This is a genomic window from Synechococcus sp. CS-1326 (assembly GCF_025128115.1).
Classification (GTDB): Bacteria; Cyanobacteriota; Cyanobacteriia; order PCC-6307; family Cyanobiaceae; genus Regnicoccus.
Window position 1 is genome coordinate 60,600 of record NZ_JAHLYV010000009.1, and the last position, 21,422, is coordinate 82,021.

25 protein-coding genes and 1 tRNA gene are annotated in these 21,422 nt (G+C 65.7%); 14 read left to right on the plus strand and 12 right to left on the minus strand.

The window, feature by feature from the left end:
* Positions 1 to 19 precede the first annotated feature (19 nt).
* Positions 20 to 775: a YebC/PmpR family DNA-binding transcriptional regulator gene (locus KQ307_RS02000; protein ID WP_259702090.1), complete on the plus strand. Its 756-nt coding sequence runs from the start codon at positions 20 to 22 to the stop codon at positions 773 to 775.
* Here KQ307_RS02000 and KQ307_RS02005 read toward each other — a convergent pair.
* Together KQ307_RS02005 and KQ307_RS02010 are read right to left on the minus strand one after the other, a co-directional pair.
* Positions 772 to 1,593, minus strand: coding sequence for a glucosamine-6-phosphate deaminase (locus tag KQ307_RS02005; RefSeq protein WP_259726770.1), 822 nt, complete (start codon positions 1,591 to 1,593; stop codon positions 772 to 774). The two genes, KQ307_RS02000 and KQ307_RS02005, sit on opposite strands and share 4 nt — an antisense overlap.
* Positions 1,554 to 3,122: a SpoIID/LytB domain-containing protein gene (locus tag KQ307_RS02010; protein WP_259726771.1), complete on the minus strand. Its 1,569-nt coding sequence runs from the start codon at positions 3,120 to 3,122 to the stop codon at positions 1,554 to 1,556. Before KQ307_RS02010 ends, KQ307_RS02005 begins: the two co-directional genes overlap by 40 nt.
* A 20-nt stretch (positions 3,123 to 3,142) precedes the next feature.
* On the opposite strand from KQ307_RS02010, the gene rnz reads away from it, so the two are divergent.
* On the plus strand, positions 3,143 to 4,096 hold the full coding sequence (rnz, locus tag KQ307_RS02015) for a ribonuclease Z (RefSeq protein ID WP_259702194.1): 954 nt from the start codon (positions 3,143 to 3,145) through the stop codon (positions 4,094 to 4,096).
* 116 nt (positions 4,097 to 4,212) lie between these two features.
* On the plus strand, positions 4,213 to 4,734 hold the full coding sequence (psbV, locus tag KQ307_RS02020) for a photosystem II cytochrome c-550 (RefSeq protein ID WP_259702087.1): 522 nt from the start codon (positions 4,213 to 4,215) through the stop codon (positions 4,732 to 4,734).
* 37 nt (positions 4,735 to 4,771) lie between these two features.
* Here psbV and KQ307_RS02025 read toward each other — a convergent pair whose 3' ends face one another.
* The 4 genes from KQ307_RS02025 to serA all read right to left on the minus strand — a co-directional run bounded on the left by KQ307_RS02025 (position 4,772) and on the right by serA (position 8,236).
* Positions 4,772 to 5,143, minus strand: a complete 372-nt coding sequence (locus KQ307_RS02025) for a hypothetical protein (RefSeq protein ID WP_259702086.1) — start codon at positions 5,141 to 5,143, stop codon at positions 4,772 to 4,774.
* Between the two features lie 110 nt (positions 5,144 to 5,253).
* Positions 5,254 to 5,553: a ferredoxin gene (locus KQ307_RS02030; protein ID WP_094512700.1), complete on the minus strand. Its 300-nt coding sequence runs from the start codon at positions 5,551 to 5,553 to the stop codon at positions 5,254 to 5,256.
* Between the two features lie 142 nt (positions 5,554 to 5,695).
* Positions 5,696 to 6,649 carry a 50S ribosomal protein L11 methyltransferase gene (gene prmA, locus KQ307_RS02035; RefSeq protein ID WP_259726772.1) on the minus strand — a complete coding sequence of 318 codons (954 nt, stop codon included), beginning with the start codon at positions 6,647 to 6,649 and terminating at the stop codon, positions 5,696 to 5,698.
* Entirely contained in the window at positions 6,650 to 8,236 is a 1,587-nt protein-coding gene (gene serA / locus KQ307_RS02040; protein WP_259702084.1) for a phosphoglycerate dehydrogenase, read from the minus strand. It abuts the gene before it with no gap.
* A 125-nt stretch (positions 8,237 to 8,361) separates the two neighbouring features.
* On the opposite strand from serA, the gene KQ307_RS02045 reads away from it, so the two are divergent.
* From KQ307_RS02045 to KQ307_RS02065, 5 genes are all read left to right on the plus strand, one after another.
* Positions 8,362 to 8,865 carry a hypothetical protein gene (locus KQ307_RS02045; RefSeq protein WP_259702083.1) on the plus strand — a complete coding sequence of 168 codons (504 nt, stop codon included), beginning with the start codon at positions 8,362 to 8,364 and terminating at the stop codon, positions 8,863 to 8,865.
* A gap of 25 nt (positions 8,866 to 8,890) precedes the next feature.
* Positions 8,891 to 9,703, plus strand: a complete 813-nt coding sequence (locus tag KQ307_RS02050; protein WP_259726773.1) for a photosystem II S4 domain protein — start codon at positions 8,891 to 8,893, stop codon at positions 9,701 to 9,703.
* 149 nt (positions 9,704 to 9,852) lie between these two features.
* Positions 9,853 to 9,924, plus strand: a tRNA-Val gene (locus tag KQ307_RS02055).
* Positions 9,925 to 9,950: 26 nt separating this feature from the next.
* A complete protein-coding gene (gene murD, locus KQ307_RS02060; protein WP_259702081.1) occupies positions 9,951 to 11,357 on the plus strand; it encodes a UDP-N-acetylmuramoyl-L-alanine--D-glutamate ligase in 1,407 nt (468 codons plus the stop codon).
* Positions 11,358 to 11,397: 40 nt separating this feature from the next.
* A complete protein-coding gene (locus tag KQ307_RS02065; RefSeq protein ID WP_259702080.1) occupies positions 11,398 to 11,853 on the plus strand; it encodes an EVE domain-containing protein in 456 nt (151 codons plus the stop codon).
* 30 nt (positions 11,854 to 11,883) lie between these two features.
* On the opposite strand, the gene KQ307_RS02070 is transcribed toward KQ307_RS02065, so the two are convergent.
* The 3 genes from KQ307_RS02070 to KQ307_RS02080 all read right to left on the minus strand — a co-directional run bounded on the left by KQ307_RS02070 (position 11,884) and on the right by KQ307_RS02080 (position 13,179).
* Complete coding sequence (locus KQ307_RS02070) at positions 11,884 to 12,147, minus strand: DUF2811 domain-containing protein (protein WP_399242343.1); 264 nt, start codon at positions 12,145 to 12,147, stop codon at positions 11,884 to 11,886.
* 411 nt (positions 12,148 to 12,558) lie between these two features.
* Positions 12,559 to 12,936 (minus strand): DUF1818 family protein, encoded by a 378-nt coding sequence (locus tag KQ307_RS02075; RefSeq protein ID WP_259702078.1) that lies wholly within the window; start codon positions 12,934 to 12,936, stop codon positions 12,559 to 12,561.
* A 12-nt stretch (positions 12,937 to 12,948) separates the two neighbouring features.
* Positions 12,949 to 13,179 carry a DNA-directed RNA polymerase subunit omega gene (locus KQ307_RS02080; RefSeq protein ID WP_259702077.1) on the minus strand — a complete coding sequence of 77 codons (231 nt, stop codon included), beginning with the start codon at positions 13,177 to 13,179 and terminating at the stop codon, positions 12,949 to 12,951.
* A 130-nt stretch (positions 13,180 to 13,309) separates the two neighbouring features.
* On the opposite strand from KQ307_RS02080, the gene KQ307_RS02085 reads away from it, so the two are divergent.
* The 3 genes from KQ307_RS02085 to KQ307_RS02095 all read left to right on the plus strand — a co-directional run bounded on the left by KQ307_RS02085 (position 13,310) and on the right by KQ307_RS02095 (position 16,037).
* Positions 13,310 to 14,866, plus strand: a complete 1,557-nt coding sequence (locus tag KQ307_RS02085) for an Hsp70 family protein (protein WP_399242340.1) — start codon at positions 13,310 to 13,312, stop codon at positions 14,864 to 14,866.
* Between the two features lie 104 nt (positions 14,867 to 14,970).
* Entirely contained in the window at positions 14,971 to 15,765 is a 795-nt protein-coding gene (locus KQ307_RS02090) for a hypothetical protein (protein WP_259726774.1), read from the plus strand.
* Positions 15,766 to 15,806: 41 nt separating this feature from the next.
* Complete coding sequence (locus KQ307_RS02095; protein ID WP_259702075.1) at positions 15,807 to 16,037, plus strand: ferredoxin-thioredoxin reductase variable chain; 231 nt, start codon at positions 15,807 to 15,809, stop codon at positions 16,035 to 16,037.
* A gap of 1 nt (position 16,038) precedes the next feature.
* Here KQ307_RS02095 and pyrR read toward each other — a convergent pair whose 3' ends face one another.
* The gene (gene pyrR, locus KQ307_RS02100) at positions 16,039 to 16,587 is read right to left on the minus strand and encodes a bifunctional pyr operon transcriptional regulator/uracil phosphoribosyltransferase PyrR (protein WP_259726775.1); all 549 of its coding nucleotides are present in this window, start codon (positions 16,585 to 16,587) and stop codon (positions 16,039 to 16,041) included.
* A 168-nt stretch (positions 16,588 to 16,755) separates the two neighbouring features.
* Here pyrR and gpmI point away from each other — a divergent pair, with 168 nt between their 5' ends.
* Genes gpmI through msrB form a run of 3 tightly spaced genes read left to right on the plus strand, consistent with a single transcriptional unit; the run spans position 16,756 to position 19,172 of the window.
* On the plus strand, positions 16,756 to 18,429 hold the full coding sequence (gene gpmI / locus KQ307_RS02105) for a 2,3-bisphosphoglycerate-independent phosphoglycerate mutase (RefSeq protein WP_399236179.1): 1,674 nt from the start codon (positions 16,756 to 16,758) through the stop codon (positions 18,427 to 18,429).
* A 24-nt stretch (positions 18,430 to 18,453) separates the two neighbouring features.
* Positions 18,454 to 18,684 (plus strand): preprotein translocase subunit SecG, encoded by a 231-nt coding sequence (gene secG, locus KQ307_RS02110; RefSeq protein WP_259702073.1) that lies wholly within the window; start codon positions 18,454 to 18,456, stop codon positions 18,682 to 18,684.
* A gap of 5 nt (positions 18,685 to 18,689) precedes the next feature.
* Positions 18,690 to 19,172, plus strand: a complete 483-nt coding sequence (gene msrB, locus KQ307_RS02115; RefSeq protein ID WP_259702191.1) for a peptide-methionine (R)-S-oxide reductase MsrB — start codon at positions 18,690 to 18,692, stop codon at positions 19,170 to 19,172.
* Between the two features lie 108 nt (positions 19,173 to 19,280).
* Here msrB and groL read toward each other — a convergent pair whose 3' ends face one another.
* On the minus strand, positions 19,281 to 20,918 hold the full coding sequence (gene groL / locus KQ307_RS02120) for a chaperonin GroEL (RefSeq protein ID WP_259702072.1): 1,638 nt from the start codon (positions 20,916 to 20,918) through the stop codon (positions 19,281 to 19,283).
* A gap of 69 nt (positions 20,919 to 20,987) precedes the next feature.
* The gene (gene groES, locus KQ307_RS02125) at positions 20,988 to 21,299 is read right to left on the minus strand and encodes a co-chaperone GroES (RefSeq protein ID WP_259702071.1); all 312 of its coding nucleotides are present in this window, start codon (positions 21,297 to 21,299) and stop codon (positions 20,988 to 20,990) included.
* Positions 21,300 to 21,422: the final 123 nt, after the last annotated feature.

Consider the following 21,422-nt stretch of genomic DNA (forward strand, 5'->3'; position numbering starts at 1 on the left):
TCCCCCGGAGCCGATTGCGATGGCCGGCCACAGCAAGTGGTCCCAGATCAAGCGCCAGAAGGCGGTCGTTGATGCCAAACGTGGCGTCGTCTTCACCCGTCTGGGGCGTGAAATCACGGTGGCGGCCCGCAGCGGCGCCGATCCGGCCGGCAACTTCCAGTTGCGCACCGCGATCGAGAAAGCCAAGGCCGCCGGGATGCCGAACGGCAACATCGATCGGGCGATCGCCAAGGGCTCAGGCCTGGCGACCGGCGAAGCCGATCGCTTCGAGGCCGTTCGCTACGAAGGCTATGGGCCCGGCGGGGTGGCCGTGCTGGTGGAGGCCTTCACGGACAACCGCAACCGCACTGCGGCCGATCTGCGCCTGGCGTTTGGAAAAAACGGCGGCAACCTCGGCGAGACCGGCTGTGTCGGCTACCTGTTCGAACAACGGGGGGTGGTACGCATCGAGCAGACGCCACTGGCCGAGGAAACCCTCCTGGAGGACCTGCTCGAGCTGGAGGCCCTGGGATATGAGCTTGACGAGAGTGGCGCGGATGTGATCTGTGCCTTCAGCGGGCTCGAAGCCCTGCAGGACGGACTGCGGCGCCAGGGCTGGGCCGTGGCGGGCTGGGAGCACCGCTGGATCGCCAGCAGGGAGTGCCAGCTCGAAGCCGCCGATCAGCTCAGAACCTGCCTGGGCCTGCTCGACGCCCTGGACGATCTCGACGATGTGCGCAGCGTCACCTCCAACCTCGAAGCCGACGAGACCCTGCTGGAGGAGCCGCTCAGCTAGCCATCGAGCGCCGCCCGGTCCACCCACAGCTGCAGGTGCGGATGGGTCTGCAGCCAGCTGGCCGGAAGCGCAGGGTTCGCTGATTCCCGCAGCAGCCGGCTCAGGATCGGCGCCTTGCTGGAACCACTCACCACCAGCAGGATCCGCCTGGCCTGGAGGATCTCCGCCAGACCCAGGGTGATGGCCCGCGCGGGCACGGCGGCGGGATCCCCGCCGAACAAGCCGCCGTTCTGCAGGCGTGTGCTGGGGCTGAGCTCCACACAGCGGCCCACCGCCGAGGCCAGACAGGGGGGTTCGTTGAAGCCCACATGGCCGTTGTGGCCCAGGCCAAGCAATTGCAGCCCGATGCCTCCGGCGGCGGCGATCGCCTCGCGGTAACGAAGGGCTTCCGCGGCGGGATCGGCGCTCAGCCCCCTGGGCAGTTGCAGCCGCTCCGGGGGAATGGAGAGCGGATCACCCAGCTGGCGGCGCATCGTGGCGCCGAAGGAGCGGGGGTCCCCTGGAGCCAGATCCACGTATTCGTCGAGGTTGAAACTGCGCCAGTGGTCGCGGATCGTGTTCAGCTCCCCCGATGGCAGTGCCTGCAGCCGACGCACCAGGCCGGCGTGGACCGGCTCCATCGTGCGGCCGGTGGCGAGACCCAGGACCAGATCCGGATCGGCTCGCAAGGCCTTGGCCACCTCCGCCGCCACCACTTCGCCGAGCTCGGCGGCCGCCTCGGCGACAACGATGCGGCCAGCCCAGCCGGGCAGGGCCTCAGCCAGCGGCTCGCGGGCGCTCAGGGGCGATCCCGAGCCGTGAAGGTTCCTGACATCCATGGCGCTGAGCCTGGCTCAGCGCCTGACTCGGCGGCAAGGGGGCCCGGGACCGCTTCCTGAAACGGACGCAGTTCGGCACCGCGGTAGTAGTGCCGGAGGATTTGATCGAACCGCTCGCCACGCTGGGCCAGCGCGAAGGCGCCCCACTGGCTCATCCCGACGCCATGGCCAAAGCCACGGCCGATCGCCACCAACCCGATCGGCTGCTGAGGCAGCTGGAAGCCAGGGGGTGGCGGTGGGCCGAGCAGGCCACCGAGGGGAGTGCTGAAGCGAACCGGTCCGCCTGGCTGGGCATCCCCTGCCAGGGAGAGGCCTGGCTCCCCACGGCTTTCGAAGCGGAAGGGGGCCGCCTCAAAGCGGACCATGGTGCTTCTCAGGCCCAGCCGACTGCGCAGCTGAGCTCCACTGAGCACCAGGGCACCGGAGGGCCCGATCACCCTGGCCTGGCGCACCCGACCACTGGCGGTGCTGGCGATCACATCAATCCGATTCACCCCGCCGATCTCGGCGAACGCCTCGGCGAGGAGCTCGGGTGCCAGGTCTTTCTTCCATTGGCTCACCGGACCGGTCTCATCGAAGTCGCGGACACTGACCAGATAGGGGAGCTGCCGGGTCCAGAGGTCGCCGCTGTTCTCGGTGACGCCGCCGCTGCTGCTGTGAAAGACGGCGTTGATCAGACTGTTGCCGTACATCAACACCAGGCCGCGGGTTGTGGTGGTCGCCTGGCGGGTGGAAGCGGTTTCTGCCTCCAACCCCTTGTACACCTGGCTGCTGACGGTGGCTTTGAGATCGAAGGGTGCCTCGGGATTGCGCTGGCGCAGGGCATAGGTGCGTGCCGCCACCGCCTGGGCCCGCAGGGCTTCCAGAGGCCAGCTGGCGGGCATCTCGCTGCCGACGACGCTGGGGAGGTACGTTTCGACCCCGATCACGTTGATGGCGCGCAGCAGGTCGTTGGCGGGGCGAACCAGGAGGCGACCGTGATATCTCCGCTGCTGGAGCTGGAAGGTCGCTGCAGCGGATCTGTGGGCGATGGGCACCAGCCACAGCTCGCCCACGGCAAGGGGCTGGGCCAGCAGCGGTGCCTGTCCTTCGCTTGCGCTGTCGACGACAACCCTTCCAGCGGAGGACCTGATGGCCACCATGCCGCCTGGCGGCAGGCGGAGCAGCTCCTTGCCGGTGCCATCCACCAGCCGCGCCCCGCCATCTCCGGCAATGCGGAAGCCGGCTGATTCCAGCAGCAGCACCCGCAGCTCCGGACTGGTTCCAGCCTTCGCCGCCTGCGCATCGGCCAGCCGGGCAGGGGATGCTGAGAGCAGCAGGGGGAAGGCCAGGGTTCCGCCCAAAACCCCGATCAGCCGCTTCAGGGTGCGACGGGAGGGCAGTGCCAGCGGTGCGGAGAAGGGCAAGGGATCAGCCACGGAACGGCGTCGGAGCACGCCGAAAGCGAAACAATTGTGCCCAGTGCCGTTGACGACCGCCACCCCCCCACCGGAGAGCAGCAGCACCGGGCAGGGGGGGCGTGGCAGCATGCCGAAAAGAAGCGGGCGGTGTGCAGGTCACCTTTCTTGGCACCAGTTCGGGGGTTCCCACCAGGGCCCGGAACGTATCGGCCGTGGCCCTGAGGCTGCCCCAGCGCGCTGAGATCTGGCTGTTCGACTGTGGCGAAGGCACCCAGCACCAATTCCTGCGCAGTGCGTTGCGGGTCTCGCAGCTTCGCCGCATCTTCGTGACCCACATGCATGGTGACCACGTGTTCGGGCTGCCGGGATTGCTGGCGAGCCTCGGCATGGCCGGCAGCTGCAGCAGTGGCATCGACCTCTACGGCCCCGACCCTCTGCCGGAGTACCTGGAGGGGGCTCTGCGCACCTCCTCCACCCGGATCGGCTATCCGCTGCGCACCCATCCCGTGGGTGAGGCGGCTCTCAAAGGCCTGGTCCTGCTCGACGACGACGACCTGCTGGTGCGTTGCGCTCCGCTGACCCATCGCATCCCCGCCTACGCCTACCGGGTGGAGCAGAAACCCCGACCCGGCCATTTCGATGTGGACAAGGCCCGCGAACTGGGCATCCAGCCCGGCCCGATCTATGCCGAGCTCAAGGCCGGTCGCAGCGTGACCCTCGCCGACGGCCGGATCATCCGCGGCGAAGCCCTTTGCGGACCCGTCCGCCCCGGTTGCAGCGTCGTGTACTGCACCGACACGGTGTTCTGCGAAGCGGCGGTCGAGCTGGCCCGAGGGGCCGACCTGCTCATCCATGAATCCACCTTCGCCCATGGGGAAGCGGCCATGGCCATCCAGCGTCAGCATTCCACCAGCACCATGGCCGCCCAGACGGCGGCCCTGGCCGGGGTGAAGCAGCTCGTGCTCACCCACCTCAGCCCGCGCTACGTGCAAGGCAATGCCTTCACCCCCGACGATCTGCTCGCCGAGGCCCGCTCGATCTTTGCCAACACCCTGGTGGCCAGGGATTTCCTCAGCCTGGATGTCAGCCCTTCGGACCCCTGAGCCAGGCCGGAGGGAAGGCGAGCCTGCAACAGTTCTTGATTCCCGCCCGGACGGCCATCCGCCCGTGATACAAGGTCTGAGGCGCGGTGCCCACCGCCAGTTCGCCGGATCCCTCCATGGTCTCCCTCCTCTTCTCCTGCCTTCGGACCCTCAGCCGAACCCTGCTGGTTCTATCCCTGGCGCTGCTCACCTGCCTGGCTCTGCCGACCCTGGCTGTTCAGGCGGCGCAATGGGACACCGAGACCCTCACGGTGGCCGGCTCACCCGATGGAACGACCGTCAGCTTCAGTGAGGCGGAGATCAAGTCGGGGCGCAAGATCTTCAACGAAAGCTGCGGCACCTGTCACGCCGGTGGGGTCACCAAGACCAACTACAACGTTGGACTCGACCTCGAAACCCTCGCCCTGGCAACCCCACCCAGGGATTCCGTGGATGCCCTGGTGGATTACATGAAGGATCCGACGTCCTATGACGGGGAATTCAGCATCTCCGACATCCATCCAAGCCTGCGCAGCAGCGATGTGTTCGTGAAGATGCGCGACCTCAGTGAGAATGATCTCCGCCTGATCGCCGGCTACATCCTGGTGGCACCGAAAGTCAGTGGAATCCAGTGGGGCGGCGGCAAAGTCTACTTCTGAAGAAACGTGTACTTCTGAACAAAGATCTCCTTCTGAATCAAGCCAGCGGTGGCCTGATGTTGCAGGGATTCAGCGAAGCGGGTTGCTTGCTGTACCACCATTCCTGCAACGGGGGGTTCAACCGCTGGGGGAACAGCGTGACCACCGTTCGGGTTGGCCTTGATCCCGGCTGAAGAATTTCCACGGCGTAGGACGGGCAGCGGCGAGAAGCGAGGTCGGCGACCAAACGCCTACCGATCCGTCGCCAGCTCGGCTCCTTGGTGCGCCAGGCCAGCCTGCAGCAGGGCCAGGGCAACTCTTCGCGGTCGAACAACCGGCAACAGGGCCCCAGGATGCGATAGCTGTACTGCCCACCCAGGCTGGGATGCTCGCTGCCGGGCTCCAGAAGGGCATCGACCTGCAGGGCCATGAAAAAGCCACCCGATCGGGTGGCGGAAAGGGATCTGGAAAACAAAAATAAAACCAGGAGCAGAGCCGTGGGCTTCCGTCCTGGTTCAGGGGTTCAAAGGGTCCGGAAGCTCAGTAAAGCTCTTCTTCGGCGTGGGTGGTGATGGTCACGTCGGAGGTGGGGTAAGCCACGCAGGTGAGCACGAAACCGGCTTCGATCTGGTCGTCGTCGAGGAAGCTCTGATCGGACTGATCAACAGTTCCAGAGGTGAGTTTACCGGCGCAGGTGGAGCAGGCACCGGCACGGCAGGAATAGGGAAGATCGATTCCCTGCTCTTCAGCCGCATCAAGGATGTACTGATCGTCAGGAACCTCGATGGTCTTGTTGAGGCCCTCGCTCTCGTTGATGAGGGTGACCTTGTAGGAAGCCATGGAAGGGATTGGAGCTCACAGGCGCCTGGACAATCCGGGCCTGTAGGACCGCTCCTTCCTACATCGGACCAGGGCCATGCCGGTGCTCCCGGCGGCGGATCATCAGAAGCCCAATCAAAGGCTGGGCACAGATAAGCGTGATTTATGCGACAGCCGTCCGCTGACGGATCTCGAGCAGGCCCCAGCCACCCTGCTCAGCGATCAGCCTCGATCGCCAGCCGGCGGCGGCCAAGGCCTTTTCAAGGCCGGGCTGCTGATCCACCAGCAGCCCGCTGAGCAGGCCCACCCCCCGGGACGAGAGCACGGATCGGAACCGGGGTGCCAGTGCCTCGATCACCGGCGCCAGGATGTTGCAGAGCAGAACGTCGGCGGGTTCCCCGGCGAGCAGGGTCGCCAGCTCCTCCACCGACCCCAGAGTCACCTGCAGCGGCCCTGCTGCACCCACACCGATCCCATTCAGGCTGGCGTTCTCCCCGGTGGCTCGAACAGCCAGGCTGTCGGTGTCCACGGCGGCGGCAGAGGTGGCTCCAAGCCGCAGGCCGGCAAGCGCCAGGATGCCGCTGCCGCAGCCCAGGTCGGCGACTCGCTGCCGGCTGAGATCAAGCGTCTCGATCGCTTCGAGGCAGAGGCGCGTCGTGGGATGGCTGCCGGTGCCGAAGGCGCTGCCGGGATCGAGGCGGATCACCAGCCGGTCGCGCAGCTCAGCGGGAGGCTCAAGCCAGGCCGGCAGGATCAGCAACCGCCGCCCGACCGGATCGGGCTGCCAATGCCGTTTCCAGCTCGAACTCCAGTCTTCGTCGTGTTGCTCGTGCCACTCCAGCGGAGGCAGCACAAGGCCGAAGGGCTCCCCCAGCCCTGACAGCGCCACCGCCAGCCGCTGGCGCTCCTGCAGGGGCCAGTCGGCGGCCGGCAACCAGGCCACCAGGCGGGGGCACCGCGGCGTGAGGGGGGCATGCTGCAGGGCCAGCCTCGGAACACCGAGGGCTCCCAGCTTCCAGAGCAGCGATTCCTCCAGTTCGGGTGGCACGGCCAGCTCCAGCCGCCACCAGAGCGGGCTGGTGGCCGGCACACTCCCCTGCGGCGGCGGGCCTGCCATTCAGAGGGTGACGGGGTGAGCTTCCTGGATGCCGTTGATCGTGTGGATGTGGGCCAGCAGGCTGGGGGGAATCGGGTCGTCGAGGCTGAGCACCATCACCGCGTCCCCCCGCACGATCCGGCGACCAACCTGCATCGAGGCGATGTTGACGTTGTGTTCGCCAAGCAGGGAGCCCAGCTGGCCGATGATCCCGGGCATGTCGCGGTGGCGGGTGAAGAGCATGTGGCGGCTGGGCGCCACGTTGACGGGGAATTCATCGATCGTGGTGATGCGCAGCTCACCCTCAGCGAACACCGCACCGGTGACGCTGTGGCTGCCATGGGATCCCCGCGAGGTGAGCTGCAGCGATCCACCGGCGAAATCACGGCTGGCATCGTCTTTCACCTGCAGGACGTGGATGCCGCGGCTCTTCGCCTCCAGGGAAGCGTTCACATAGTTGATCCGCTCCCCGAGAGCGGCAGAGAGCAGACCCTTGAGGGCGGCCACGACAAGCGGCTGGGAGGGATGGTTGGCGAACTCGCCCTGGAGCCTCACTTCCAGCTCCTGCAACGATCCACCAGCCATCTGACTGAGCAGCAATCCGAGGGTTTCGGCCAGCTGGAGGTGGGGCCGGAGCCTCTCCATCACCTCGGGAGTGAGTCCGGGGATGTTCACGGCGCTGCGGGCCGGCAGACCCAGCAACACATCACGGATCTGCTCGGCCACATCGATCGAAACGTTCTCCTGGGCTTCGGCCGTGGAAGCGCCGAGGTGTGGCGTGAGGATCAGACGCTCCTTGACCCCGCGCAGGGGGGAGTTCGCCTCCAGGGGCTCCTGGGCATACACATCGAGGGCGGCGCCGGCGATCGTGCCGGCGTTGAGTGCATCGGCCAGGGCCTGCTCATCGACGATGCCGCCCCGGGCACAGTTCACCAGGCGCGCCGTCGGCTTCATCGACTGGAGCAGCTCCGCGTTCACCAGATTTTCGGTTTCGGCGGTGCGGGGCAGGTGGAGGCTGATGAAATCAGCCTCGGCGAACAGGGGCTTGATCGCCAGCAGCCGCACCTGCAGCTGCTGGGCGCGTTCCGTCGAGATGAAAGGGTCGTAGGCGAGCACGTCCATGCCCATCGCCTTGGCGACCCGGGCCACGTGGGAGCCGATCTTGCCGAGGCCAACAACCCCGAGTTTCTTGTGGTAAAGCTCGTTGCCGACGTATTTCTTGCGATCCCAGCCACCGGCCATCGTGCTCTGGTGCGCCTGGGGCACGTGGCGGGAGAGGGCCAGCATCATCGCCAGAGCGTGCTCCGCGGCGGCGATCGTGTTCCCCTCCGGCGAGTTGACCACCAGAACGCCACGCTGGGTGGCGGCGGACACATCGACGTTGTCGACCCCGACCCCGGCCCGGCCGATGATCTTCAACCGTGGGGCCGCCTCGATCAAGGCTGCTGTCACCTGGGTGCCTGAGCGAATCATCAGGGCCTCGTAGTCGCCGATGATCTCGATGAGCTGCTCAGCAGAAAGGCCGGTGCGCACATCTACCTGAGCCACCTGGGAGAGGATGTCGATCCCCGTCTGATCAATCGGATCGGAAACCAGAACCTTTGTCATATCCGGGGATGAGATAGGCAGGAGCCGGAAGGGCTCAAGCGATGGCCGCCGGTGAAGTGTAGTGAGCAGTTCGCCACGCTCCCTCGCGGCAACGAGGAGAATCGGATCGATTGCGGCGTTCTGTCTTGGGTTTGTGTGTGGTGATGGTGCTGGAGGATCGCGACAAGCTTCACGGGCTGCGCGATCGGCTCAGCCAGCTCGATCCGGCACCGACCGCCCTGGTGGCGATCGGTGCCGGCGAAACGGCCATGGAATCGGTGGAACAGCTCAACCCGGGGATTGCCCGCCAGAGGCGCCAGCGGAGCATGGTGCGTTGGCTGATGCCCTTCGGCTTTTTTGCCGGCCTGATGTTCAGCCTGATCACCAACCTGGACACCTTCGCCTTCGCTGGCACCTACGGCGAACCCCTGATCGGCGGCCTGCTGGGGATGGGTTCCGGCTGGATGGGCAGCTATGCCGCCGCCGCCAGCGTGAGCTCCGAGGCCGACGACCGGATCCGCAGCCTGCGCAACCGGATCGAGGAAGGCAACTGGCTGCTGCTGCTGGACGCAGCCGCCGGCACCGACATCCCCTGGAACCTGATTCAACAGTCCAGACCAAGGGCGGTGGTGCGCCTTGCCGAAAGCTGATTGTCCGCCCCGGGATGACCAACTGGTGAGCACTCCTGATTCCGGATCACGTCTTCCCCGCGAAGCCCTGCTGCTCGGCAGCCGTGATCCAGGCACCCTCAGCCAGCTGATCCTGCTGGCTGAGCAGGCCCTGAAAACCTGGGAACCGGTCTGGAGCGACTTTCTTCCGGCCGCCGTGCTTGAGGAAGGGAGCGCCAGACTGGCGGCGCTGAGCGAACTGGAACTGGCTGCCGATGGCGGTTATCCCCAGGCCGAGCGCTGTCGCCTGCGGCTGCAACGCGTGGATCTGCCCAGCACCACAGGCGCTTTTGAAGACCATCCCCTCAGGGGCCTGCAGGTGAGCGGCAACTTTCTGTTCGACCCCGCCACACCAGCCGATTTTCGCCTTGGCCTGCAGGCCGCCGGCGCCAGCGAAGCGGATCTCGGTGACCTCTGGGTGCGCGGCGATCGGGGCGCCCAGCTGGTGATCACGCAACAGCTGGCCGACCGGTGGCACGGCCATCAGGCCCAGGTCCGCACAGTGCCGGTGGAGCTCGAAGCCATCCCCCTGCACGACCTTCAGCCACCGGCTCGTCCCCTCCCCCGCCAGTTGCAGACGGTGGAAGCCTCCCTGCGGCTGGATGCGGTGGCATCGGCCGGATTCGGCGTGTCCCGCAGCCGTATGGCCGGCTGGATCCGCCAGGGGCTGGTGCGGGTCAACTGGCGGGTGATCAGCAGCCCAAGCCGCGATCTCTCCGTTGGCGACAGGGTTCAACTCGACAATCGCGGCGAGCTCACCGTGCTGGAGGTGGAGGCCACCAAGCGCTCCCGCTGGCGCCTGACCCTGAGCAGGCATTGAAGAGCACTCCTGGGAAGCCCCATCCGAATCGCGCTGGCGTATCGAGCTGCCATATCGCGCTGGCGTAATGCGCCGTCATGTTGCGCTGCCGAATGAATCGGGAAAGGCTGGCTGCTAGGTTTCAATCCTGGGTGCCGGCCCGATCACCCGGGCGATTAGCTCAGAGGTAGAGCACTACCTTGACACGGTAGGAGTCACTGGTTCGATTCCAGTATCGCCCATAGTTCTTAGTACACCAACCCAAGCAATGCCCTCGGCGGATCTACCTTTCACCGTCGTGATTGGCCTTGGACGCTCCGGCATCGGCGCCGCCCGTCTGCTGGCTGCGGCCGGCGAGCAGGTGCGCCTGATCGAATCCAAGGGGGGCAGTGAGCAGCAGGTGCTGGCAGCTGCGCTGGAAGCCGAAGGGATTGAGGTGCGATTGAACGCGCCCCTGGCGATCGAACAGTTCCACTGGCCGGGAGGACGGGCGGTCAAGGTGATCGTCAGCCCGGGGATCCGCTGGGATCACCCCACGCTGACAACACTGCGCCAGGACGGGATTGAGGTGATTGGCGAGATGGCCGTGGCCTGGGAGGCCCTGGGTTCGGTTCCCTGGATCGGCATCACCGGCACCAACGGCAAGACCACCGTCACCCACCTGATCAGCCATCTGCTGGAGAGCGCCGGCTTCGATGCACCGATGTGCGGCAATGTCGGCCTCTCCGCCGCCGAACTGGCCCTGCAGCGGCGCGCCCAGGGCCTGCCATTGCCCGACTGGCTGGTGGTGGAACTGAGCAGCTACCAGATCGAGGCCGCCGCCGCGATTCGTCCGCGCATCGGCGTCTGGACCACCCTCACCCCCGACCACCTGGAACGTCACGGCAGCCTCGAGGCCTACCGAGCCATCAAACACTCCCTGCTGGAGCGCTCAAAGCTGCGTCTGCTCAACGGCGATGATCCCGATCTGGCCGAGCGAGCCGCCAGCTGGGGCGATGCCAGCACCGTCCGGTGGGTCACGGCGGGGCCACGCCCAGCGGGGGCCAGGCCGATCGATCCCCAGCTCTGGATCGAGGCCGGCCAGGTCACAACCTGCGCAGGCCCGCTGTTTCCCGCCGATGCCCTGGCCATGCCCGGGGCCCACAATCGCCAGAACATGTTGCTCGCCGCCGCCGTCGGACTGGAGCTGGGGCTCGAAGCCGCGCAACTGGAGCAGGCCTTCCGCTCCTTTCACGGTGTGCCCCACCGCCTGGAACTGATCCGGAAATGGGATGGCATCGCCTACTACAACGACAGCAAGGCCACCAACTTCGATGCTGCCGCCGTAGCGGTCAGGGCCTTGGCCGAACCCGTGGTGGTGCTGGCCGGCGGCGAAGCGAAGCAGGGCGATGCCACGGGCTGGGTGAGCCAACTCAGCCGTCATGCCCCAGCCGTGGTGCTTTATGGAGCGGCAGCCGAACCCTTTGCCCAGCTGCTCGCCAGCCACGGCTATGGCGGGGAGATGGCGCTGCGTCCAGGACTCGACGACGCACTGCCCCTGGCCAGGGCGCTGGCCGAGCGGCATGGGGCTTCGGCAGTGCTGCTCTCACCGGCCTGTGCCAGCTTTGATCAGTACAGCGATTTCGAGGCCCGCGGAGAGCATTTCCGTGCTCTGGTTTCTGCCCTCGAAGCCTGAGCACCCCGATAGGATCAGCAGGTGTTGGCCTGGTCCGGCCTTGGCCTACTGGTTGATGAAGAGCGAGCCGGATGTCTACGGCATCGACCATCTGGAAGCTGAAACCACCACCCTCTGGGATGGCATTCGCAATTACCAGGCGCGCAACTTCATGCGGGCCATGCAGATCGGCGACCAGGCCTTCTTCTATCACTCCAACACCAAGCCGCCCGGCATCGTTGGGCTGATGGAGGTGATCGAAACCGGGCTCATCGACCCCAGCCAGTTCGATCCAGGCTCCAAGTACTTCGACCCTGCCGCCCGGCGCGAGGCTCCTCGCTGGGACTGCGCGCGGCTTCGGTTCGGACGAAGGTTTCCGCAGCTGCTCAGCCTCGACACCCTGCGACAGTCGTTCACTGCTGATCAGCTCCCGGTGGTGCGCAAGGGCAACCGGCTCTCGATCCTGCCGGTGCCGGAGCCCACGGCCCACCGGCTGCTTGAACTGCTGGCGGCCTGATCCGGCCAGGCCTGCTCCAGCTCGATGCTCCTAACGCAGGAACATGTTCGCCACATAGCAGCGGGTCACAGCCCGGCTCTGCACTCCGTTCTGGACAAGAAAGCCTGCCAGGGCCGCCTGAAACAGCCTGTACTGATCCCAGTTCGGATGGGCTTCGATGAAGCGGCGCATCGATCCCAGCAGGGCTTCCGGCACGTCGGCCCGCAGGCTCACCACCCCCAGGTCGCCCTGGTCGGAGCTGGGGGACGGCTGGGGGACGGAGCTGACGGCCAGCGGCTGGGCCGGGGCAGACAACTGGACTGGGACAGGCAGGGCCGGAGCTGCATCCATTCGGGGGGGGGTTCGCTGAGACACCAGTTCTCCACATCGCCGCGGTCTCGTCAAATCCGGCGGCAGTGGGCGGGGAGCGGCCATCCCAGCCTGAGACTTCCCCCACGAGGGAGCTGTGGCGCGAGCAGGCCAGAAGGCGCTCCTGATTGAATCGATTCACCGCCTTTGTCAAGGGGAGAGCCCTTCGGCGGGCGCTTCTCCACAGGCAGGAAGCGTGGAGAAGGGTCGAGCCCCTGAAGCTGTGGAAAAGCTGTGCAAAAACCGGGCTGAAGCCGGTCAGGGCCGGGGAAGGGCCAGCCGATCAGCAGTGCTGATCGCTGCCGATTCGAGCAACCAGTCTCATCCGCCGCCGAAGCTGGCCAGCGCGGTGGAAGCTCAGAGCGGCAACTGCTCCATGGCCCGCAGGCCGTGGGCGCCGGCCGCCAGCGTCCAGCTGCCCTCGATCCCCCGCTGGGAGGGACCGGTGCTGAGCACGAAGTGCAGGGCCCAAGTGGTTCGATCCCCCTCAAGACCCACCCACCAGGGTTGCCGCTCCAGTTCAAGGCTGATCAGCTCTTCGTCGAGCAGCTGGTCGGTGAGCTCGCCCCATTGCTTCACCAGATCACGGATCGCTTGCCGCAACGCAAGTGCTTCAGCCGTGGTGAGTTCCGCCGCCCAGCCGACTCCGCCGATCAGAACGGAAAAAGGCTGACGGGCCGGCTCCCAGGCCAGGCGCCATCCGTCGCCTTCCCTGGACCACGCTCCCGGATTCACCGCGGGCCGTGGTCAGCCAGGAAGAAGATCGGGCTGGTCCTGTTCGTCGCTGAGCTCGACGATCGCTCGCTGAACGGGCTTGACCATCGCATCCTCAAGCAGGCCATCGAAATCATCAAAGCGACGCTGCTTGGCCCGGAAGGCGATTTTCACAGTGGTGAGATAGCGGTTGCTGGACTCACGGATCAGGCTCTCGGCCCGATGGGCCAGTTCCTTGGGATTGACCACCGCACTGGTATACAAATCAGAATCCCAACTCTGAGAATCTTAGTCCAGCAGCCCGCCAGCCCCCCGGCCGTGGCCCTGATCCGGCAAGCTTGAGCTCCGCCGGACGCTCACCTCACCGTGGCAGCCTCGCCGTTCCAGCCCCGCCGTGATTGATGGGACCCTGGCTATCGACCTCGGCAGCAGCAACACCGTGGTGGCCTTTCAGGCAGCCGACGGAGGAGCGGTCGAGATGGTCACGGTCGCCCCGTTCAACGGCCTCCAGGCGGGCGTGATCCCCAGCCTGGTCTGGGTCGCCAGCAGCGCCTCCGAGCAGCCCCTACTCGGTCGCCAGGTGCAGGAGGCAGGCCTGGCCTGGAGTGAAAGTCCCCAGCTCTGCCGCAATTTCAAACGCTGGATCGGCTCCCCCGACTCCACGGGCTTCAGGCGGGAGTCCCTGCTCAGCCCGGAGCAGGCCGGCGCCCTCCTGCTGGAGCGCATCTGGCGCCACCTCCCCGCCGAACTGGCCCCCTCGCGGCTGGTGCTCACAGCGCCGATCGACAGCTATCGGGGCTACCGCCAGTGGTTGGAGCAGGCCAGCCAGAGCCTTGCCGTGGCGGAGCTGGCCCTGGTGGATGAACCCACCGCCGCAGCGATCGGAGCCGGCCTGCCCCCCGGCAGCCGGGTGCTGGTGGTGGATCTCGGTGGCGGCACGATCGATCTTTCGCTGGTGGCCCTGGAGGGCGGAGAGGGTCGGGCCGCACCGATCGCCCAGCTGCTTCGCTTTGCCGGCCGCGATCTGCGCGGCAGCCGTCAGGCGCTTCGCTGTGCGCGGGTGCTGGGCAAGGCAGGACTGGCTCTCGGCGGCAGGGACCTGGACCATTGGATCGCCGCCGCCCTCGCGGACACGCCACCGACAGGGGCTCTGCTGGACGCTGTGGAGCAGCTCAAGTGCACGCTGAGCACCGAGCAGGAGGCCAGGGCGGTCTGGTGCCCCCCCGGCCAGGCCAGCCGGGAACTGAGGCTGAGCCGCCGGGAACTGGAAGACCTGCTCAAGCGGCATGGGTTGCTCGATCTGCTCGACGAGCTGCTGGAGCGCGTGCTGGCCGGGGCCAGATCGGAGGGGCTGAACCTCTCGAAGATCGATGCCGTGCTCCCGGTGGGAGGCACCAGCCGCATGCCGCTGATCCGCCAGTGGCTGCGCGAGCGCTGCCCCGACATCCCGATTCTCGACCAGCGGCCGATCGAGGCGGTCGCGGTGGGGGCTCTTGCCCTGACACCTGGCGTTCAGATCAAGGATGTGCTCAGCCGGGGAGTGTCGCTGCGCCGCTGGGACCTCCGCAGCGACGGGCACCGCTGGCATCCCCTCTTCCTCCCCGGCCAGAGCTGGCCCACCGGAAATCCCCTGGAGCTGATCCTGGCCTGCAGCAGCGATGGTCAGCGCCAGCTGGATCTGGTGCTGGGTGAGCCATTGGATGAGCGGCGTGCCGAGGTGGTCTTTCGCGATGGCCTGCCAGCCCTGATCGCGCCTCCCGCCGGCGAGAGGCGCGTGGAGCCCTGGGACCGGCAGCCGGCGGCCATCGACCTTGATCCCCCCGGAGCCCGCGGCGTGGACCGGCTGAAGCTGTGCTTCCGGGTCAATGATCAGGCCCAGCTGACCATGGGCAGCGAGGATCTGATCAGTGGTCGCTGCAGCGAACCGATCGCCCTTGGACCCGTCCGCTAGATCCCAGCCAGGACGTTCATAGCGGGGGGTGCTTGCATGGGAAAAGTTGATTTCGCATCCCGCTCGCCTTGGCTCTCCGTCGCCACAGGCTGCCGCGCTTCTGGTTGGCCGTCACATTGGGTCTGGTCGCCGCCGGCGTTGGTGCAGCCCACTGGTGGGAAGCGCAGCTTCCCTCACGCCTGGAGCAGGCGGCGGCCGACGGAAACTACGAGGCGTGCCTGAGCTACAGCGAACAGCTGGCCGCCCTGCGCTGGATGAGCGGGCGGGCGCCGAGGGAGCAGGGCCGCTGCCGGCGCCACCAGGCCGAAACCCTCTGGCAGGCTGAGAAATGGGCAGAGGCCCTCAAGCTGCAACTCCTGCTCAGCAACTCTCCCGCCGGCACGGTCGCCGACAGAAAACGCCTTCAGTCCTGGCAGCAGGAGCTCAAGTCCAGAGCCCTGTCTCGCTTCGAAGCGGGAGATCTGGAGGGGGCCATCACCCTGCTCAAGCCGATGGGGGAAGACCAGCATCCCGATGGCAATGCCTACGGCGACAATCTCAGGCAACTCTGGAGTCGCAACCGGCTGCAGCAGGAGCGGGCCCGCGGCCTGATCAGCCAGAAGCGCTGGTGGGAAGCCCTTGAAGCCCTGAACCGCATCGACCACCCATGGTGGAAAAGCCAGTCAGCCGGCCTGCAGCGCCAGGTGGAGAACGAGATCGCCGGCCTCAAGGCCAAGGAACAGGAGCACCACAGCCATGGTGACAACCGGTTGAGCAACGTGCCGATGGCCGATCTCGATGGCGCCGTTCAACGCAACATCGTCCTCGGCCTCGACGACTGGACCGCCTTCACCACGGCCTGCCGACAGCTGGGGGGCAAGGTGGTGGAAGCAGGTCCCGAAACGGGTTGCCAGCGATGAGGACACCCCATGACAGGATTGGCGGATCCTGAGGAAACTCCATGCAGCCCGGTGAACAGGTCAGGGTCAGTCAGAGCGTCGTTGTGTTCACCCACCCCGAACATCGCGGCCAGCCCTTCGATCTCCTGGGCCAGCAAGGCGAAGTTCACCAGGTTCTCGATGACTGGAAAGGGCGGCCGATCAGTCCAACCCTGCCGGTGATCGTGGCGTTCGGACGCTTCCGTGCCCATTTCCGGGCCGATGAGCTCGAACCGATCGTCCCCACCGCCTGAGTCATTCCTTCAGCAGGAAGACACCCTCCACCCCGTCGATGTCTGCCAGGCAGAGCTGAATGCTCTCCAGACGGCTGGTGGGCACGACCCGCCCGCAGAAGTCCGGCTGGATCGGCAGCTCCCTGTGACCTCGATCGACCATCACCAGCAGGCGCACGGCCGCGGGGCGTCCCCAGGTCAGCAGCGCTTCCATCGCCGCCCGCACCGTTCGGCCCGTGAAGATCACGTCATCGACCAGCACCACCTGACGTCCTTCGATCCCGACCGGCAACCGGGTTGCCTCGACCAGCCTGGTTCCCACCCGGTCGAGATCATCACGATGGAAGGTGGGGTCGAGGCTGCCCCGATCAATCGGGTGGCCTGAATCGGCTTCGAGCTGCTGGGCCAGCACCGTGGCGAGGGCAACGCCGCGGGTGGGGATTCCCAGCAGGAGCAGCTGCCTGCTGTCGACAACGTTCTCCAGCACCTGGGACGCGAGACGGTTCAGGGTGCGGCTCAGGTCCTGGGCGGAGAGGATTTCGAGTCGCCCGGCCTGATGCGGCGATGGCATGGCGTTCACGAGTGTTGAACCAGCCTAGGAAGGCTGCCGGACGGCAAAGATGTGACCAAAAGCTGACCCGGCCGAGCAGCGGCAGCGGGAACGCCAGCAGGACGGGGTTAACTTGATTCCACATTTATCCTGCGCCGCTTCATTAGCCGGGGTGACACTGTTACTTCCATGCCGACCGGCCCCAACGCCAACCCTTCCCCTGACGTCGGTGCCTCCGCTTCTGCTGGCGGTAAAGCGCCGGTTTCCCCCGTGGTTCTGGCCATTCTCGATGGCTGGGGTTACGGCGAATCCTCAGGGACGAACGCCATCACGGAAGCCTCCACCCCGGTGATGGACGCGCTGTGGCAGGTGTACCCCCATGCCTTGATTCAGGCCAGCGGGGGCGACGTCGGATTGCCTGACGGTCAGATGGGCAATTCAGAGGTGGGCCATCTCACGATTGGCTCCGGCCGGATCATCCGCCAGGAACTGGTGCGGATCAGCAAAGCCGCCACCGATGGCAGCCTGGCGGAGAATCCAGCCCTGAACGATCTCGCCGACCATCTGCTCGCAACGGGAGGCAGCCTGCATCTGCTCGGCCTCTGCTCCAATGGCGGAGTTCACAGCCACATCGACCATCTCGGCAGCCTGTTGCAGTGGGCGGCCGACAGGGGCCTCAAGGAGGTCTTCATCCACGCGATCACCGACGGCCGTGACACCCCACCCCAGTCCGCCCTTCCCTTCCTCGACCAGATCGACGCCCAGATCGCCTCGGTCGGCGTCGGCCGGATCAGCACCCTCTGCGGCCGCTACTGGGCCATGGATCGGGACAACCGCTGGGATCGCACCGAGAAGGCCTTCCGGCTGCTCACCGAATCGGCACCGATCGCTGGCCTGACGGCCCAGCAGGCTGTCGAAGCAGCCTATGCAGCAGGCATCAACGATGAATTCATTGAACCTCTGCGCCTGGACACAGGGGAGCTGGGCGATGGAGATGGGCTGATCTGCTTCAATTTCCGGCCGGATCGGGCGCGTCAGCTGCTGCGATCCCTGGCCCTCGAACGCTTCGATGGCTTTGTCCGCCAGCAGCTGCCTCGCCTTCGGCTGGTCACCTTCACCCAGTACGAGGCGGGCTTGCCGGTTGAGGTGGCCTTCCCGCCTGAATCACTCGATGGCCTGCTTGGCCAGGTGGTGTCTGAGCATGGCCTGCTCCAGTTGCGCACGGCCGAAACCGAGAAATATCCCCACGTCACCTATTTCATGAACGGAGGAATCGAGCAGCCTTTTCCTGGTGAAGACAGGCATCTTGTTCCTTCTCCACGGGTCGCCACCTACGACCAGTCACCGGAGATGTCGGCTGACGCTCTCACAGAATCCTGCATCGCCTCGATCAACAAAGGCATCTATTCCCTGATCGTGATCAACTACGCCAACCCCGACATGGTTGGCCATACCGGCATGATCGAGGCCACCAAGACCGCCATCAGCACCGTCGACCGCTGCATCGGACAACTGGTTGAGGCCACGAACCGCAAAGGCGGAACGTTGCTGATCACCGCCGACCATGGCAACGCCGAAATGATGCGCAGCAGCGATGGCAGGCCCTGGACAGCCCACACCACCAACCCCGTACCGGTGATTCTTGTGGAAGGGGAGAAGCGCAAGCTGCCTGGCCACGGAGCCCATGCCAGCCTGCGCAGCGGCGGAGGGCTGGCTGACATCGCCCCAACCCTGCTCGACATTCTCGATCTTCCCCAGCCCGCACGGATGACCGGCCGTTCCTTGATCGATTCAGCCGATGTTCGGCTGGAGCCCACTCCCGAGGCCCAGCAGACCCAGCTGTACCAGGCCCTGCAGGTGTGAGCGCCGGTTCGATAAACTGCCTGGATGCTCACTTCCGTTCTGTCCTGGATCTGGATCTCCACAGGCGTCCTGCTGATCATCAGCGTCTTGCTCCACAGCCCCAAGGGCGACGGCATGGGAGGGCTTGCCAGTAGCGGCGGCTCGATGTTCAGCAGTGCCCGCAGCGCTGAAGACACCCTGAACCGGATCAGCTGGACCCTGCTGGCCCTCTTTCTCGGTCTGGCCGTTCTGCTCAGTGCAGGCTGGTTGCGGTGAGTCCGATCCATCGCCGCAGCCTGCTGGCCGCCCTCGGTTCCCTGCTCAGCCCCTTGCTCGGCGGAACGGTTGCAGAAGCAGCCTCGAAGCCAGCTGATCCGAACTGGAAGCTGAGTGAATCGGAATGGAGAAAACGGCTCAGCCCCGAGGCCTTCCAGGTGTTGCGAAAGGAGGGCACTGAGCGCCCATTCAGCAGTCCTCTCGATCGGGAAAAGCGCAAAGGCACGTTCGTCTGTGCCGGCTGCCGCCTTCCTTTGTTCAGTTCGGCCGCAAAATTCGACAGCCGCACCGGTTGGCCCAGTTTCTGGCAGCCACTGCCGAATGCAGTGGTTACCAAGACGGATTTCAAGCTGATCGTGCCCCGCACCGAGTATCACTGCCGCCGCTGTGGAGGCCACCAGGGGCATGTGTTCAACGACGGGCCGAGACCCACCGGCAAACGCTATTGCAACAACGGCGTCGCCCTGGCCTTCGTGCCGGAGGGCTGATCGCGATCCAGCCTGGCTCACCAGCCTCGCTTCTCCGGGGATGGTCGCAGCCGCCAAAAAAAAGCGCCCCCACAGGGGCGCTCTGAACGCAGATCGCAGGAGCGGCGATCAGTAGTCGAAGTCGCCGCCCATGCCGCCACCGCCGCCGGCGGGAGCCGCTTCCTTCTTCTCGGGAAGATCGGCCACGATGCACTCAGTTGTGAGCACCATGCCAGCGATCGAAGCGGCGTTCTGCAGCCCCGAACGGGTGACCTTGGCGGGATCCACGATGCCGGCAGCCAGCATGTCCACGTATTCGCCAGTGGCAGCGTTGTAGCCCTCGTTGAAGGGCATCCCCTTGACGTGCTCGGCCACGACAGCGCCGTTGACGCCGGCGTTCTGGGCGATCCGCATGAGCGGTGCGCTCAGGGCCGAGGCCACGATGCCAGCGCCGATCAACTCCTCACCGGAGAGGTTGGCGGCCGCCCACTCTTCCAGAGCAGGAGCCAGGTGAGCCAGGGTTGTTCCGCCACCGGGGACGATGCCTTCCTCAACGGCCGCCTTGGTGGCGTTGATGGCATCTTCCAGGCGCAGCTTCTTGTCCTTCATCTCGGTTTCGGTGGCAGCGCCCACCTTGACCACGGCGACACCGCCGGAGAGCTTGGCCAGGCGTTCCTGGAGCTTCTCCTTGTCGTAGGTGGAGTCGGTTTCGTCGATCTGCTTGCGGATCTGCTCGACCCTGGCCTTGACAGCCAGCTCGTTGCCATCGGCCACGATCGTGGTGGTGTCCTTGTTGATCGTGATGCGACGGGCGGTACCCAGCATCTCCAGCTTGGTGTTCTCCAGCTTGAGGCCAGCGTCCTCGGTGATCAGCTGACCGTTGGTGAGAACGGCGATGTCTTCGAGCATAGCCTTGCGGCGATCACCGAAGCCGGGCGCCTTGACGGCAGCCACGTTGAGCACACCGCGCAGACGGTTCACCACCAGGGTGGCGAGGGCTTCCTTCTCGATGTCCTCGGCGATGATCAGCAGGGGCTTGCCGGTGCGGGCGATCTGCTCGAGCACGGGCACCAGGTCCTGCACCAGGCCGATCTTCTTGTCGGTGAGCAGGATGTAGGGCTCCTCGAGGATGGCCTCCATCCGCTCGGTGTCGGTGGCGAAGTAGGGCGAGATGTAGCCCTTGTCGAAGCGCATGCCTTCGGTGACCTCCAGCTCGGTGGTCATCGATTTCCCTTCTTCCAGGGAGATGACGCCTTCTTTGCCGACCTTGTCCATCGCATCGGCGATCATGCGGCCCACCTCTTCGTCGTTGCCGGCGGAGATGGTGCCCACCTGGGCGATGGCGTTGGAATCGGAGATCGGTTTGGCGTGCTCCTCGATCTTCTTGACGAGGAAGTCGGAGGCCTTGTCGATGCCCTTCTTGAGGGTGATGGCATTGGCGCCGGCGGCCACGTTGCGCAGACCCGCCTTGACCATGGCGTGGGCCAGGACCGTGGCGGTGGTGGTGCCGTCACCGGCGGCATCGTTGGTTTTGGAGGCGGCCTGACGGATCAGGGCGACACCGGTGTTCTCGATGTGATCTTCGAGTTCGATCTCCTTGGCGATGGTCACGCCGTCGTTGATGATCTGAGGAGCGCCGAATTTCTTCTCAAGCACCACATTGCGGCCCTTGGGTCCGAGGGTGACAGCAACGGCTTCGGCGAGGATGTCGATGCCCTTTTCGAGAGCCCTGCGGGCATTCTCGTTATAAATGATACGTTTGGCCATGGAAATCAGGTTCTAAGTGAGTGTGTGTGTGAGGGAACGATTGCCAACAAAGCAATTCGAATCAATGATTCAGTTGACGATCGCCAGAATATCCTTCTCCGAAAGCAGCACGAAATCGTTGCCGGCCAGCTTGATGTCGGTACCGGCGTACTTGCTGTAGAGAACCTGGTCACCCACGCTCACTTCAGGAGATTGGCGGGTGCCGTCGTCGTTCCGCTTGCCAGGACCGACCTGAACCACTTCACCCACCTGGGGCTTTTCCTGAGCGGTGTCGGGCAGGAGAATCCCGCCGGCGGTTTTTTCGTCGGAATCGGAAACTTTGACAAAAACGCGGTCCCCGAGCGGTTTGACCGTGGAGACGGTGAGAGAAACAGCAGCCATGGTTCGGTGCGAGAGCAACAGTCATGGCGCCGATGACGCCATGGAAACGGTCGAGTTAGCACTCGGGCCCGTCGAGTGCCAATTTATGGCAAGGGAGGGTTGTCCCGCAATCGTCGGCAGGGG